A 15,152-nucleotide genomic window follows, 5' to 3' on the forward strand; every position below is an offset into this window, starting at 1 on the left:
AGCGTTTTAAATCAATTTAGTAATATTGCCGAGGGCGCTTGGCGATCAGCGCACAAATAACACAGCCTATAAGCGCCAACAGTGCAAAAATCACACTTTGGGTAATAAGTTCTGGCCGTTGATTCTTACTGGCAGGAACAATGAGCAAACATAAAGCCGGTAGTGCACTGAAACACAAAATATAAGCGGAGACCTTAAGTGCTCGTAAAAAGCCAAAACGTTTAGTGTAAAGCATCCAAATGGCAATAAACACGACCACGGCCATGGCGCTCAAGGTGATGTAAAGAGGCGCTTTGGTTAGCATCGCCACATAGGTCGTTAATAACGCCCCAACGACACCCCAGAAGGTCCATAAGCCCCAGCGTTCTTTCTCTCTTAAAAATAGGTTACCCATAGCAATACATCTTCTTCTTATTATTTATTAGGGTCTGCTCAAAACTTAGCCTAACAAAAATAATCATGATAAAAAACCGAGCATTTAGATTATTTTCCCGTTAATTTGGCGAAATTCGACACACAATAACAAATAAAAGGTTAATGAAAGATGACTCATTCGTAGCTGCGGGCACAATATAATGCTCGTTGCCCGCACAGGGCATTTGACACTAACTTATTAAAATAGTTCACAGCGAGTCGGTAAAAAAATCAGCAACTTGGTGGCGACGCTTCTTAGGACAATCCACGGTGGGCGTTCCCAGATAAAGGAAGCCGACAATTTCGTCGTCATCAGTGAGCTTTAAAGCCTGTTTAACTGTGGCTGATTTCGCAAATGCACCCGTTCGCCAAATACCCGATAAACCTTGGGCAAATGCCGCTTGTTGCATCGCAAATGTCGCGCAGCTAGCACTGGCCACTTGCTCGACCCACGGCACTTTATCGTGTTCAATGTACTTCATGATACAGACGATCACCATTGGAGCTCGCTCAGGCAATGACGCTGCACGCTCAATCACTCGCTCGCCCATGTCTTCTTTTTGCGCCGCCTGTAAGAAAATATCACCTAGCTTTTCGCGCTGGCGTTCTTGTAAAACGACGAATTTCCACGGCGCAAGGTGGCCATGATCTGGTACTCTCAGTGCCGCTTGCTGAATAAGTTCAAGTTGTTGAGCATTAGGCCCGGGAAAAGAAAGCTGGCTATCAGATTGACGATTTAATAAAAGCTCTTTTGCATTCATGGCTATATATGAGAATGTGAATAATTAACAAAAGAGTACCATATTCAAGCGATGATAAAAATGGCCCAAACGGGCCATAGAGTTGTAGCTACTGAGAATGAGTGGCTAGCACCTGGCGTTATTCACGAGGTGCTGGACGCAGGTAATAATCGAGGCTGACAAAACGACCACCACCATAAAAAAATAGCGCTAACAACATGGCAAAATAGATACTCGCAAACTCAATACCGTTATTAAGAATGACGATGTTGCCGGTTTCATATAAATACTCAGGGCGGCCATTTTCGGCAATCAGCTGCTTCATAATATCGAGCCGCTGCTTGGCTTGTATGGAGTTCTCTAGACTCTGCTGCGCTCCTGGAACCCCTACCCAATCAAGCACTTTCGCGGCACTGGTATCTGGGTTAGTTGGCGTAATTGCAAACCAGCCATTATGCCAATGCACGGTTGTAGCGGCCACAACCATGGTAAACATTAAAGGGATACTCACTAAGCGTGTAAACAAGCCAACAAGGATGAGCCATCCACCTAAAAATTCGGTCCACCCGGCTAAAAAAGCAAGTACCTCAGCAAATGGTAGGCCCAAGCCCCAGTCGCTATTGCCGAACCAAGCAATGACATTGGCATCGGCGAGTAATCGTTGCGACCACGCAAGGTCGCTATTAGCAAGGTTGAGTTTATTAAAGCCCGCAATGATCATCACAGGGGCAAGAATTAAGCGCATACACAACGATGGTAGCCCATCGAGAAAGCTGAGTTGTGATAGCAGTGAACGGTAAACACCGGTAACGGTGGTGAGCATAGGGCACCTTGGGTCTGAGTTAACTAATATTGATATAGCACACAGACCGCCGGGTGCCGGAAGTTATTTCATATTATTGACAGCAGTTAGCTTTTGCTTTGCTAGGCACTATTAAATTTCTCTCGCTACTAGTAAGGCTTCTTTAATTGCCCGCTTAGCGTCAATTTCTGCGGCCAGCTTAGCACCACCTATCACATGGACTTGAGCACTATGTTGCTGATCAACTTGCTTAAATTGGGCATCATTGGCAGTTTGCCCAATGCAACCTATCACAGTATCAACATTCAGCACTTTTGCTTCGCCATTTACACGAATGTGTAACCCCTCGTTATCAAAACGCTCGTACTGACATTCACCAATTTGCTCCACGTCGTGCATCTTTGCCACTTTACGGTGGATCCAACCGGTGGTTTTCCCTAACCCTTTACCGAAACGCCCTGCACTGCGCTTAAGCATATAAATCTTTCTATCGCTTTTATGCAGTTCAATGGGTTGCTCAATGCCCCACTGGGCTTTGAAATGCTCAACGCTTTGGTGATGTTGCTCGGTTAAAAACGCAACCATATCAAAGCCTATCCCACCTGCACCTAAAATAGCGATGCGGTCGGTGAGCGTCACGTCACCGCGAATAACCTCGTCATAACGATAGATGCGTTTACCATCGGCGCATTCAATATCCGCTTCACGAGGCGACACCCCACAGGCGAATACCACATCATCGTATTTGCTAAGCATGGCCGGCTCATATGCCGTATTGGTTTGCAAATCAACGCCTTGACGCACCACCTCTTCACTGAAGTATTTGAGTGCTAATTGAAAGTCTTCTTTACCCGGGATACGCATAGCGAGATTGAACTGACCGCCTAAATCATTGGATTTTTCGATTAAGGTGACGTTATGGCCACGTTGGCGTAAATAAATACTTGCTGCAAGTCCCGCAGGCCCAGCGCCAACAACCAATACCTTTTTCGCTTTTGCGGCTTTTGTGATGGCGTAGTCAAGCTCGAATGCGGCCAGTGGGTTCACCAAGCAAGTGGCTCGTTGCCCTTTGAACACGTGATCCAGACAGCCTTGGTTACACCCTATGCAAATATTGATTTGTTCGCTGCGTTGTTGCGCATATTTATTAAAGAGCTCTGGGTCAGCAAGCAGTGGCCGAGCCATGGATATCATGTCGGCTTGACCTTGGTTTAAAATGCTATTGGCTATTTCCGGCGTGTTGATACGGTTGACGGCAATAACGGGCTTATCTGTTGCTTGTTTAAGGCGCTCTGAAGCTTCTCTAAAGGCCCCTGGCGGCACCATAGAAGCAATTGTTGGCACGCGCGCCTCGTGCCAGCCAATGCCGGTGTTGAAAATATCAACGCCCGCCGCATCCAGCGCTTTGGCCTGAGCAGTAACCTCTTCGGCTGTCGAACCATCAGGAATTAAATCCATCACCGACAGGCGAAATACAATCATAAAGTCATCACTGACAGCAGCGCGCACGGCTGAGACGATTTCCTTAGCTAAACGCATACGGTTTTCATTGCTACCGCCGTATTCGTCGGTGCGCTTATTGGTATGCGGTGCCATAAATTCGTTTATTAAATAGCCTTCTGAACCCATGATTTCGACACCATCATAACCGGCTTTTTGCGCTAGCTTGGCGCTTTTGGCAAAGTCTTTAACGGTGCTTTTTATCATCCCCACCGACATAGCCTTCGGCGTGTAAGGCGAAATAGGCGCCTGAATAGCGCTTGGCGCGCAGCTAAATGGGTGGTAGGCATACCGTCCGGCGTGAAGCAGTTGCAAACAAATCTTGCCACCGTGCTTGTGCACGGCTTGGGTGTATTTTTTATGCTTTACTACATCAAATACACTGTTAAAGGAGGACGAAATAGGCGTAAGCTTACCGCGAATATTTGGACTATAACCGCCTGTAACAATGAGGCCCACGCCTCCCTTCGCGCGTTCTTCGTAGAATGCAGCGAGGCGTTTGCGATTATGCCACCCCTCTTCTAAACCGGTGTGCATAGAGCCCATCACGAGCCGGTTTCTTAATTCTCCATGCATCAATTTTAGTGGTTGTTCTAGCATGGTGTTACCCCTTTACTATTATCTGGTCATACCTGTTTCAGGGTAGCGATCTTTGCCACATTGAGCAAGCACTAGCGATACAGTATTCGCCAATATAAACACTTCGTTACTTTTTTCTGTTTAAACTTTTCAACCCTTTAGGCTAATATGGGATTCTATCCCGTACGCCCCCAAAATGGATAAAGTAAGGATCTGATTTTGATTAAAAAAGCAGTAAAGGCCACTTGGCATGGAATTAACTTCTCGCGCCAACTTTTGGTCAACATTCTTTTTATAGTGCTTGTTATCGCTATTATAGCGTCTATTGCAAGCGATGAAGGCGAGATTATCGTCCCTGACGGTGCCGTGCTGACACTTAACTTAAATGGTTATTTAGTTGAGCAGAAACGCTATGTTGACCCTCTCGATGCAGTATTTGCTGGACCGTTTGGGGGTCAAGATGAGCCGGCAGAAATTTTGGTTGATGACGTTGTTGATGTGATCAATAACGCTGCTAAAGATGATCGTATCACCGCTATGCTGCTCGATTTACAGCAGATGGGTGGCGCGCACATTAATAAACTCAATGCCGTTGCCGATGCCATTGACGCTTTCAAAGCGCAGGGCAAACCGGTTATTGCTACTGGCTATTATTACACCCAAAGTCAATATTACTTGGCAGCGCATGCTGACGAAGTAAATTTACATCCTTATGGCGGCGTTTCAATCGATGGTTTTGGTGTCTATCCAGTGTATTTCAAAGAGGCACTCGATAAGCTTAAAGTGACGCAACACGTTTTCCGCGTCGGTACCTTTAAGTCTGCGGTTGAACCTTTGATTCGTAACGACATGTCCCCCGCTGCAAAGGAAGCGAATAAAGAGTGGCTTGGTGAATTGTGGCAGCAGTATAAAGATGAAATCACCGCACTACGTGGCTTCGATGCCAGCAACTTTGATGAAACCCTTGACGACTATTTACGCAAGCTTTCGCAAGTAGACGGGAACAGTGGTGAGTATGCACAGCGTTTTGGTTGGGTGGATGCACTTAAAAATAATCAACAAATTCGTCAACAGATGGTCGACCTAGTCGGTTACGACGACGAAGGTAAAAACTTTTTACAAATTGGCTTTAACGACTACCTCGCATCGTTTAAATCGCCCATGCCATTCGAAAACCCAATCACGGAAAAGGTAGCGGTTATCGTTGCTAAAGGAACCATTGTTGATGGTGAGCGACGCGCTGGCGAAATCGGGGGAGACAGCACAGCAGCCCTACTTCGTGAAGCCCGTGAAGATGACTTGGTTAAAGCCGTGGTATTACGCATTGATTCCGGTGGCGGCAGCATGTTTGCCTCAGAAGTTATTCGTCGCGAAGTGATCGCACTTAAAGAAGCAGGCAAACCTGTGGTTGCCTCTATGGGCTCAGTAGCAGCTTCGGGCGGTTATTGGATTGCTTCTGCAGCCAATGAAATATGGGCTGCTCCAAGCACCATCACTGGTTCAATCGGCGTATTTGGCACAATCATGACATTTGAAGACAGTGCTGCCGAGTTGGGAGTATATTCTGATGGTGTGGGGACAACCGAACTGAAAGGCTCATCCATTCTGTTGGGTCTAAAAGATAAGATGGCACAAGCGATTCAAATGAGTGTTGAGAATGCCTACGAGCGCTTTTTGAATGTGGTTGCACAGTCTCGCAATATGAGCCCTGCTGAGGTGGATGATATCGCCCAAGGCCGAGTGTGGATTGCAACTCAAGCAAAAGAGCTCGGGCTAGTGGACAAACTTGGTGATAAAGACGCAGCCATCAGCGCTGCCGCTGAAATGGCCAGCCTCAAGCAGTATGACGTAAAACTCATTGAGCAACAGCTGACGCCGCGTGAGCAACTGTTAAATAGCTTATTGAGCTCGTCCATGGTTAGCACACTAATCGATAAGCAGACCCCGGCAAGCGCAAACCTTGGTGCGACCATGCAGGTCAACAGCTTACTAAAACAGGTTGAGCAGCAGGTTCAGAGTTTACAAAACTACAATGACCCTGATGGCATCTACGCTAAGTGCTTGGTATGTCGTGTTTCTAACTAGCGCTTAAAGCCTGGAATGATATACTAGCCCGATGAATTTCATCGGGCTTTTTTTATGAAACGTAAACGCATTTATATCGCTTATACAGGCGGTACCATAGGTATGAAAAAATCCAGCCAAGGCTATGTGCCAGCGGCGGGATTTTTAACCGAGACGGTGAAAAACAGTGCTGAATTTAATCGCGACGAGATGCCGCTGTTTGACATTGAAGAATACTGCCCGCTGATCGATTCTTCTGATATGTCACCGGCGCATTGGCAGATGATAGCCGACGATATTAAAGCCAAGTACCACGACTATGATGGTTTTGTGGTACTTCATGGCACCGATACCATGGCCTACACCGCGTCTGCCTTATCGTTTATGTTTGAAAACCTGACCAAACCAGTCATTATCACCGGCTCGCAAATTCCGTTGTCACAGCTGCGCTCTGATGGCCAAGTGAACCTCCTAAATGCGATGTATTTAGCAGCTAACTACCCCATTGCAGAAGTCAGTTTATTTTTTAATAATCAGCTATTTAGAGGCAATCGCGCCACCAAAATCCACGCCGATGGGTTCAATGCGTTTGACTCTCCAAATTTGCCGCCGCTGGCAAAAGCAGGGATTAACATTCGGCTGCTAGAAGGCCAGCTAAGCCCCTATATCGACAACGATTTACAAGTCTCGCGCATCACCCCTCAAGCTATTGCCGTGCTGCACTTATACCCAGGGATCAGCGCCGATGTGGTCAGCTCTATTATTAATGACGATATTAAAGCGCTCATCTTACTGAGTTTTGGTGTCGGTAATGCGCCTCAAAACCACGAGTTTCTAGAGCTTTTAGCAAATGCGAACGAACGTGGCATTATCGTCGTAAACCTTACCCAGTGCTTACAAGGGCAAGTTAATATGGGCGGCTACGCTACGGGCAATGCACTGCTAAACGTCGGTGTGATCAGTGGCTATGATATGACCCTAGAAGCTTGCCTCAGTAAGTTACACTACTTGCTAAGCAAAAACGCAAGCCCGCAAAGTATTCGCCATTTAATGCAAGATAATTTGCGCGGAGAGTTGAGTCGCTAAGTGATATTTAGGCACAGCAGCGACTGTGCCTTTTATTGCTAGTGGTATCTATCTGCACGCATAGTTCACTAGCGCAATAAGATAAGCCGCAGCCTGTACCAACTCGCTTTGCAAAAGCCCCCTCACAGGGCGTGATTCACATCATAAACCACTTGGTCTGCTTTTATGGTTTGCTGAACCTGTAATTGCTCAAGTTGCTCCGGCTCAACGCGCAGCGGGTCTTTATCAAGAATAACGAAATCAGCTAACTTCCCTACCTCTAACGTCCCTTTATTTGACTCTTCAAAGTACTGCCAAGCCGCCCACTCTGTCATAGATTTCAAAGCAATATAAGGGCTCACTTGATGGTGCGCCCCCAACACTTTGCCAGAGCGTGTCTTACGATTAACAGTTGTTGATAACACGCGTAATGGGTTGGGCTTTACCACAGGTGCATCATGATGTTGGGTAAAGCGCATGGCGTGTTTTTGCGCCCACCCTGTGGGAGAAATATTCTCAGCACGCTCCAGTCCTAATACTTCATCTCGGTGCCAATCTCCCCAATAGAAGGTATGCATAGAGAAAAAAGACGGGATCACTGCTAGCTGTTTCATACGTTTAAGCTGATCTTCACGAACAGTTTGCGCGTGGATCATCACCGTCCTGCGACCTGCCTGCTCAAATCTTATCGCTGCGCTTTCTATATCTCGCAATAAGGCGTCTGCTGCGGCGTCACCATTGGTATGAACAATCAGTTGCCAGTTGTTGGCATAGGCCTGTGCAACGAGCTTAGAGCGAGCCTTATCATCGGCAATGGCTGGGTAGCCACGATACTCAGAGTTATGCCCTGCTGGCGGATGAAGATAAGGTTTACTGAGCCAGGCTGTTTTCCCTTGAGGCGAGCCATCAAAACTCAATTTGACGCCGGCTATTCGTGCCCCGCCTTGGTAATTTTTGCTAGCGCCTTGTTCAAGCATAAAATCATATTCCTGCTCAAGATCAGGGTAGATAGCCACATCAATCGGCAAAGACTGCTTTTGCGCCCGTGCTAACCAATACATACTGGTGCTTTTATCTGCACGACCTTCTTGAGCAGTGGTGTAACCATTGGCCATGTAAAGGGCAAGACCTGCGCTCGCTATTTCATCTTGTAATTGCTTATCAATGGCCGCAAAAACACTAAACAAGGGCTGAAAAAGAGCCATTTCCTCAAGCACCCCATTCGCTTGATTAGAAAGTTCATCAATACGTATTAAACCGCCATCAATGTGTGGGGCCTGTGGTAGGTAACCCACCATTTCCAAGGCTTTGGTATTCATAACCCCCAAATGCCCGGACTGGTGCATAATCAAAATAGGTAGTTCGCTGGAGACTGTGTCGAGCTCTGTGGCAGTTGGGTGCCGGCGCTGCGCCAGTTGTGAGTCGTCATACCCCATGCCAACGATCCAGCCGAGCTTTTTCGCTAACATAGGTTGACGCTGGTGCCATTGCGTTAAGGTGCTCAGCAACGACTCAATAGAATTTACTTGGCCGTCAGGCCCTGGGAGTAAATCAGCACTCAACTGTGCTAAACCAGCATTGAAAAGGTGACTGTGGGCATCTATGAACCCAGGCAATAGCGCCTGCCCTTGTAAGTTCACTTGTTTAGTCTGCTCGCCAACATGATCATTTGCTTTATTAAGTTGACCGGTAAATAGGATCCGACCATCTTTGGTTGCAAGCGCCTCAACATACTGGGGGTCGTCACCGACCATCGTTAGAATCGGGCCGCCAAAGTATAGGGTATCGGCATTTGCGAGTTTATTTGCGGGTTGTTGAGGCTGAGTGCAGCCAATAATACCTACACTCAACAGTGCCAAACAGAGAATGCGTAACACTTTAAAGTCCTCAAAAAAGAAACTTGGAATGTGTTTTTAGCATATACAATAAAGCCCTGTATGGACAGGGCTCTTTTGATTGAAAAAGCAGCTAATTAATTAGCGTACTTTAGCGTCAATATCGACCAGATCAGTCAGATGGCATAACTCACCAGTGTGGGTTTTAATACCATGCTCACCAAAGTAGTCACGCTGCGCTTGCACTAGATGACCATTACTTGGAGTGCTTAGCGTTGCTAGGTAATTTTGTGTTGCACACAGTACCGGGAATGCCAAACCAGTGGTCACGGCCGCACCAGTGACACTACGAAGCGCCTTCGCCTGCTCATCTAAGGTATCAATAAACTCAACACCCTGAGCAATTTGGTCTAGGTAATCTGCACGAATAATGCACCCTGCACGCCAAGTTTGCAGTGTTTTGTTTAAATCAACTTTCCATTGATGGTTTCGTGACGCGCCCTTGATCAGTGCCAAGCCTTGGCGGTAGCAAAGCAGGCTCGCTAAATGAAACGCTTGCTGCAACTGGTCAATATCAATATCGATACTGTCCGTTTGCTTTGCTGCATAGGTCATTTCTTTAGCCGCGTGGGTATCACCGGTATTAGTTAAGTGACGTGCCTGCACCGCAGCAACAAGTGATGGCACGGCAATACCAAGCTCCAAGGCATTTTGTGCCGTCCATAAGCCGGTGCCCTTGGCGCCCACCTTGTTATCGATTAAATCGACCAGCGGTGTATCGTCCTTGGTTGCTAACTTGAGGATATGGCTAGAGATAGAGAGTAAATAGCTATTAAGCTCGCCCTCGGCCCAGGTATCAAAAATCTCGGCAATTTGCTGTGGTGTTTTGCCAGCGCCCAAGCGTAATAGCTGGTAAGTCTCGGCAATAAGCTGCATAAGGGCATACTCGATGCCATTGTGCACCATTTTCACAAAATGGCCACTGGCGGATTGGCCAACGCGGGCAAAACACGAGTCGCCGTTGTAACTGGCAGCTACTTTCTCAAACCAAGGTTCAATGCGCTCCCAGCCCCCTTCGGAGCCGCTCGCCATCATGGCCGGACCATGGCGTGCGCCTTCTGCACCACCGGAAATCCCCATCGTGGCAAACTCAAATTTGTTTTGGAATTTCAATTTGCGGGCAATGCCGTCTTTATAATTACTGTTACCGCAATCGATGATGATATCGTCTTTACTGACACCGGCATCGACCAGGTCGTGGCAGACTTTGTCAACCAACTCGCCTGCCGGTACCAACAAAAGGATAGAGCGCGGCGTTTCTAAACGACGCACCATGTCGTGAAGGTCTGAAACAATGTGCAAGCGCTCGGCCATTCCTTGTGATTTGGCGCAGCTTAACAATTCTTCCCCGGCATCGGGGTTGGTATCATAGGCTACTAGGGTGAGCCCTTTTTCGATTAAGTTCAGGGCGAGATTTTTGCCCATCACCCCAAGACCTACTAATGCAACTTGCATCCAGTTTCCTCCTCGGTAAAACGTACGACTGGGTAATTCAACGTAAATACGGCGGGCATTATAGGGCATACGATGCCCCATTCAATCCCCGGCGTTGAATTATATCAAATTAACGCAAGGTACATGGATAAAGTTTGCGGGTAAGCTTAATTGACTGAATCTGACACCGGTGTCATAATGCTGAAATCTTGTTAACGAATAATAGGAATTAGAGCTGGCGGAGCGTCCTTCCCTGCTCTAACATGCTATAAGCAATAATGCCTACAGGAGAAATGCATGCCAAGACGTACGAAAATTGTGGCCACCCTTGGCCCTGCCACGGACAGAGATAATAACTTAGAAAAAATCATCCGCGCTGGCGCCAATGTCGTGCGCTTAAACTTCTCTCATGGGGTGGCCAGTGACCACCAAGCGCGCGCTGAAGCCGTGCGTGAGATCGCTCAGCGCCTAGGCACTCATGTTGCCATCCTCGCTGACTTACAAGGCCCGAAAATCCGCGTAAGCACCTTTAAAGAAGGGAAAGTGAACCTCGCCCCTGGCGCCCCCTTTATCCTTGATGCAGCCCTTGCCCCAGGTGAGGGTGATGTTAATGGCGTGGGGATCGACTATAAAGAATTACCTCAAGACGTTAAAGCTGGCGACCTATTGTTACTTAACGACGGTTTAATCCAGCTGACCGTAGAGCGTGTTGAAGGACAAAAAGTACACTGCAGCGTAAAAGTCGGCGGCGTATTGTCTAACAACAAAGGCATTAATCGCCTCGGTGGTGGCCTGACTGCCCCTGCATTTACTGATAAAGATAAAGAAGATCTTATCACCGCGACTAAAATTGGCGTCGATTATATCGCCGTGTCTTTCCCCCGCTCTGGCGATGATATGCGCTATGTGCGTTCATTGGCAGAAAAGGCCGGTTCAGATGCTCAATTGCTAGCGAAAATCGAACGTGCAGAAGCGGTAGAGACGGTTGAAGCCATAGACGACATTATCCTCGCATCCGACGCAGTGATGGTTGCGCGCGGAGATTTAGGCGTTGAAATCGGTGATGCGGAGTTAGTGGGTAAACAAAAAACCATTATCAGCCGAGCTCGTTCATTGAACCGTGTGGTGGTCACCGCAACACAGATGATGGAATCAATGATTGATAACCCCATGCCCACGCGCGCTGAAGTCATGGACGTTGCTAACGCCGTGCTTGATGGCACCGATGCGGTCATGCTCTCTGCTGAAACAGCCGCAGGGGATTACCCTGAGCAAACAGTTGCCACCATGGCCCGTGTTTGCCTAGGTGCTGAGTCACAAAAAGAAACGCACATTTCTAAGCACCGCCTTGATAGCATGTTTGCCGATAATGCAGAAACCATCGCACTATCTGCTATGTATGCGGCTAACCACCTGGGTACAGTGAAGGCCATTGTCGCGCTCACTGAATCAGGCAACACCTCTAAGCTGATGTCACGCATCTCTTCGGGTCTGCCTATTTATTCACTTTCACGCCATGGCAAAACACTGGGTCAGACCGCGCTGTATCGCGGCGTATATCCAGTGCGTTTTGACTCTACTAACTTCACCAAAGAATGTATTGTTAGTGAAGCAATGAATACCTTAGTAGAGCTTGGCGAATTGCAAAAAGGCGATACCGTGATCCTCACCCACGGTGACTTAATGGAAACCATCGGTGCCACAAATACCTTGAAAATTGTCACTGTAGGGTAAATAGTAGACATAAGTTTTCTATCTGAAGCAGCAACTTATGTCTCATTCAAAACGAATTGCAGTACTCACTTCCGGCGGTGATGCCCCCGGTATGAATGCTGCAATTCGCGCTGTTACGCTCAGCGCACTATCTCATCAACATCAGGTCTTCGGCTTTTTTAGTGGCTACAACGGCCTTATCAATGAACACTTCACTGAACTCAACGCAGCCAGCGTGACCGATATCATCCACCGAGGTGGCACTATTTTAAAATCGGCCCGCTGCCCGCAAATGCACCACCCAGATGGTTTGTTACAAGCTGCCAATAGCCTGCGTAAGTGCCACATCGATGCCTTAGTCGTCATTGGCGGAGATGGCAGCTTTAAAGGTGCTCAGGCACTTGCAGAGCACTGGTCAGGGCAAATTATTGGGATCCCCGGTACCATTGATAACGATATTAATGGCAGTGATGAAACCATCGGCTTTCACACCGCAATAGATACCGCATTGGGGTGTATCGATAAAATTCGCGATACCGCGCAAGCGTTTGAACGTACTTTTGTTGTCGAGGTAATGGGTCGAGATTGCGGTATCATTGCCATGGAAGCAGGCCTTGCCAGTGGCGCGGAGCAAATAATTTGTAAGGAACTGATTGATGACGAGCCACAGTTTTTACAAAAACTGTATGAGCAAGTGAAAGCGAATATTAATAATGATGCCGGTCATAGCTACGTGCTGGTCATGGCGGAGCACTCGCTATCTATTAGCGCCGAACAATTAGCGGCCCAGCTGACCGAGCACAGCGGCGTTGAAAGCCGCAGTGCCATTCTGGGCTATGTACAGCGTGGCGGCGCCCCTGTGGCAGGCGATCGCATATTAGCAACGCAGTTAGGCTGCAGCGCCATCGATCACCTTAATGCTGGCGCTGATGGTGTCATGGTCGGTGTCGTTAATAATCAGCTGAAAACTTTGGCTTTTGAGCACACCAGCGACACACAACAGCGTAATCGTGATTTTGTCGCCCGCTTAAAACGCTTTCGCCGTTAATTGGCCAGCGCCGCTTTGACTTTATCTCGATAGCTGCGACTGACTTTAAGCTCCTGTCCGTTGGTGAGCACCAGCAGGTATTCACCACTGACTTGCGTCACCAGCTTGTTGATTTGCTTTGAATTAACAATGGCGCTGCGGTGTACACGAACAAACAACCCAGGGTCGAGTTCTTGCTCAAGCTCTTTCATGGTTTTACGTAGAATATGGGTTTGCCCATCACCACAGTGCAGGCACATGTAGTCTCCTGCCGCATCAACCCATTGGATGGTATTGGTAGGCACACGGATGATCTCGCCCTGCTCTTTCACCGCCAGCGACTCTGGGTAGCGCTTAGTTTCTAATGAGTCACCCGAGGCTAGTTTCTTGAGAATTTCCTCGCAATTATTGCCTGTGATCCCGGCCACAAAACTCGCTAGCTTTTTCTTATGGGTGTTGTCTTGTTGTGTTTTTAGATGTGATTGCACTTTCTCCACCGCCTGTTTTAGTCTGTTGTCATCTACGGGTTTGAGTACATAGTCCAAAGCATGGACTTCAAAAGCTTGAACGGCGTAACGGTCGAAGGCAGTGACAAACACCACCAAAGGTTGTTGTGAGTCTGGCAGTTGCGCTAACGCATCCGCGACCTCAAAGCCATTCATACCTGGCATCTGAATATCCAAAAAAACCAAGTCGATAGGCTCGCTGCGACAAATGTCGACGGCCTCTTGCCCTTGAGCGCATTGCTGTACCAGCTCAATGCATTCAATATCAGCTAATCGTATAGCCAACCCTTTACGGGCCAGCGATTCATCATCCACGATGAGGGTTTTTATGGTATTCATTCTGCTACAGCCTTTTCATAGGGGATACGTATGTTTACCGTCAGACCGGTGGGCGTATTCCCTGATAATACAAATGAATAATTGTTCTCGTAAAGTGTCTTTAGTCGATCTTTAGTATTGGCCACACCGACACCGGTGGCATTGACCAATTGGCCATCTTTAAGCTCAGCGCCAGGGCCATTATCGCTCACTTCCAGTAACAGCTCGTTGGCAAACACTTGGGCTTTAATACTGATCACCCCGCCTTGTGTCATCTGCGCAATGGCATACTTCAATGAGTTTTCAATTAACGGTTGCAAAATCAAGCTCGGGACCAAGGCATGGCTTGCTTCATCACTGACTTGCATGTCCACCGCTAGGCGGTCATCAAAACGTACTCGCTCGATTTCCAAATACAGACTCAACGCATGGATCTCTTGCTCGAGTGGCACTTTCTTTATCGGATCGGTATTGAGCGTATAGCGTAAAAAATCGCTTAACCGTGACACCATCTTGTTGGCGTCTTTATTCTCTTCCACTAAAATCAGCGTCGATATCGCATTAAGGGTATTAAACAAAAAATGCGGATTAAGCTGATAGCGCAACATTTTTAATTGCGCCTCATGAGCCATGGTATTGGCTTTCAGCGCTTTTTGTCGCTCCCCTTGGAGCAATTGGTAATATTTAATGCCAAAGTACAAACCACTCCAACAAAGGATGATATAGACCGCATCAAGGCCCTGTTGAAAGTAATAAAACCACTCATCAGGGCGGTAACCATGGCGATAAATTTCCCACAAATTAAATTTTTGTACCACCGACCACAAGGTCCCTGTGGCGTAGGAAGCGGTGAACACCACCAACACGAGCAGCCACGGCTTGGCATTCCACACCCGGCGATACAGGTAACGCAGCGGAACCGTCATTAAGCAGCCCGCATAGGCATTAAGCAAGATCACAAAGACATAGATGTCGCGCATCTCAAATACTTTGGAACCAATGTAATTCACCAGGGCATAACCTATCCAACCGGCTATCTGTAACACCCAAAAGAATCGTTGGCGATTATCAACTAGCTGCTGCCAATTCAAAATT

12 protein-coding genes are annotated in these 15,152 nt (G+C 47.6%); 4 read left to right on the top strand and 8 right to left on the bottom strand.

The genetic code is table 11. The features are described 5' to 3' along the window. Positions 1–16 precede the first annotated feature (16 nt). From FIU82_RS07855 to FIU82_RS07870, 4 genes are all read right to left on the bottom strand, one after another. Positions 17–394 carry a hypothetical protein gene (locus tag FIU82_RS07855; RefSeq protein WP_022946607.1) on the bottom strand — a complete coding sequence of 126 codons (378 nt, stop codon included), beginning with the start codon at positions 392–394 and terminating at the stop codon, positions 17–19. 229 nt (positions 395–623) lie between these two features. Next, the gene (locus tag FIU82_RS07860) at positions 624–1,175 is read right to left on the bottom strand and encodes an NAD(P)H nitroreductase (RefSeq protein ID WP_022946606.1); all 552 of its coding nucleotides are present in this window, start codon (positions 1,173–1,175) and stop codon (positions 624–626) included. Between the two features lie 118 nt (positions 1,176–1,293). After that, positions 1,294–1,977 (bottom strand): DoxX family protein, encoded by a 684-nt coding sequence (locus FIU82_RS07865; RefSeq protein WP_152440780.1) that lies wholly within the window; start codon positions 1,975–1,977, stop codon positions 1,294–1,296. A 111-nt stretch (positions 1,978–2,088) separates the two neighbouring features. After that, the gene (locus FIU82_RS07870) at positions 2,089–4,056 is read right to left on the bottom strand and encodes an FAD-dependent oxidoreductase (protein ID WP_152440781.1); all 1,968 of its coding nucleotides are present in this window, start codon (positions 4,054–4,056) and stop codon (positions 2,089–2,091) included. A gap of 198 nt (positions 4,057–4,254) precedes the next feature. On the opposite strand from FIU82_RS07870, the gene sppA reads away from it, so the two are divergent. Both sppA and ansA read left to right on the top strand, forming a co-directional pair. Then, positions 4,255–6,120, top strand: a complete 1,866-nt coding sequence (sppA, locus tag FIU82_RS07875; RefSeq protein ID WP_022946603.1) for a signal peptide peptidase SppA — start codon at positions 4,255–4,257, stop codon at positions 6,118–6,120. Between the two features lie 54 nt (positions 6,121–6,174). After that, positions 6,175–7,185, top strand: a complete 1,011-nt coding sequence (gene ansA / locus FIU82_RS07880; RefSeq protein ID WP_022946602.1) for an asparaginase — start codon at positions 6,175–6,177, stop codon at positions 7,183–7,185. 122 nt (positions 7,186–7,307) lie between these two features. Here ansA and FIU82_RS07885 read toward each other — a convergent pair whose 3' ends face one another. Next, positions 7,308–9,041 (bottom strand): amidohydrolase, encoded by a 1,734-nt coding sequence (locus tag FIU82_RS07885; protein ID WP_152440782.1) that lies wholly within the window; start codon positions 9,039–9,041, stop codon positions 7,308–7,310. Between the two features lie 99 nt (positions 9,042–9,140). Continuing rightward, positions 9,141–10,514: an NADP-dependent phosphogluconate dehydrogenase gene (gene gndA, locus FIU82_RS07890; RefSeq protein ID WP_138547543.1), complete on the bottom strand. Its 1,374-nt coding sequence runs from the start codon at positions 10,512–10,514 to the stop codon at positions 9,141–9,143. Positions 10,515–10,790: 276 nt separating this feature from the next. Between gndA and pyk the strand changes: the two genes are divergently transcribed. Both pyk and FIU82_RS07900 read left to right on the top strand, forming a co-directional pair. Further along, a complete protein-coding gene (gene pyk, locus FIU82_RS07895) occupies positions 10,791–12,227 on the top strand; it encodes a pyruvate kinase (RefSeq protein WP_152440783.1) in 1,437 nt (478 codons plus the stop codon). A gap of 37 nt (positions 12,228–12,264) precedes the next feature. After that, entirely contained in the window at positions 12,265–13,254 is a 990-nt protein-coding gene (locus tag FIU82_RS07900; protein ID WP_152440784.1) for an ATP-dependent 6-phosphofructokinase, read from the top strand. Here the strand turns inward: FIU82_RS07900 and FIU82_RS07905 are convergent. Continuing rightward, entirely contained in the window at positions 13,251–14,078 is an 828-nt protein-coding gene (locus FIU82_RS07905) for a LytTR family DNA-binding domain-containing protein (RefSeq protein ID WP_022946597.1), read from the bottom strand. The two genes, FIU82_RS07900 and FIU82_RS07905, sit on opposite strands and share 4 nt — an antisense overlap. Further along, positions 14,075–15,148 (bottom strand): sensor histidine kinase, encoded by a 1,074-nt coding sequence (locus FIU82_RS07910; RefSeq protein WP_045978310.1) that lies wholly within the window; start codon positions 15,146–15,148, stop codon positions 14,075–14,077. Before FIU82_RS07910 ends, FIU82_RS07905 begins: the two co-directional genes overlap by 4 nt. Between the last annotated feature and the right edge of the window lie 4 nt (positions 15,149–15,152).

This window comes from Pseudoalteromonas sp. THAF3, assembly GCF_009363775.1.
Lineage (GTDB): Bacteria > Pseudomonadota > Gammaproteobacteria > Enterobacterales > Alteromonadaceae > Pseudoalteromonas > Pseudoalteromonas ruthenica.

What these genes read in the sequence shown, in the direction of transcription:
- FIU82_RS07855 (WP_022946607.1), bottom strand. Translation starts at nt 394, where the DNA reads ATGGGTAACCTATTTTTAAGAGAGAAAGAACGCTGGGGCTTATGGACC.
- FIU82_RS07860 (WP_022946606.1), bottom strand. Translation starts at nt 1,175, where the DNA reads ATGAATGCAAAAGAGCTTTTATTAAATCGTCAATCTGATAGCCAGCTT.
- FIU82_RS07865 (WP_152440780.1), bottom strand. Translation starts at nt 1,977, where the DNA reads ATGCTCACCACCGTTACCGGTGTTTACCGTTCACTGCTATCACAACTC.
- FIU82_RS07870 (WP_152440781.1), bottom strand. Translation starts at nt 4,056, where the DNA reads ATGCTAGAACAACCACTAAAATTGATGCATGGAGAATTAAGAAACCGG.
- ansA (WP_022946602.1), top strand. Translation starts at nt 6,175, where the DNA reads ATGAAACGTAAACGCATTTATATCGCTTATACAGGCGGTACCATAGGT.
- gndA (WP_138547543.1), bottom strand. Translation starts at nt 10,514, where the DNA reads ATGCAAGTTGCATTAGTAGGTCTTGGGGTGATGGGCAAAAATCTCGCC.
- pyk (WP_152440783.1), top strand. Translation starts at nt 10,791, where the DNA reads ATGCCAAGACGTACGAAAATTGTGGCCACCCTTGGCCCTGCCACGGAC.
- FIU82_RS07900 (WP_152440784.1), top strand. Translation starts at nt 12,265, where the DNA reads ATGTCTCATTCAAAACGAATTGCAGTACTCACTTCCGGCGGTGATGCC.
- FIU82_RS07905 (WP_022946597.1), bottom strand. Translation starts at nt 14,078, where the DNA reads ATGAATACCATAAAAACCCTCATCGTGGATGATGAATCGCTGGCCCGT.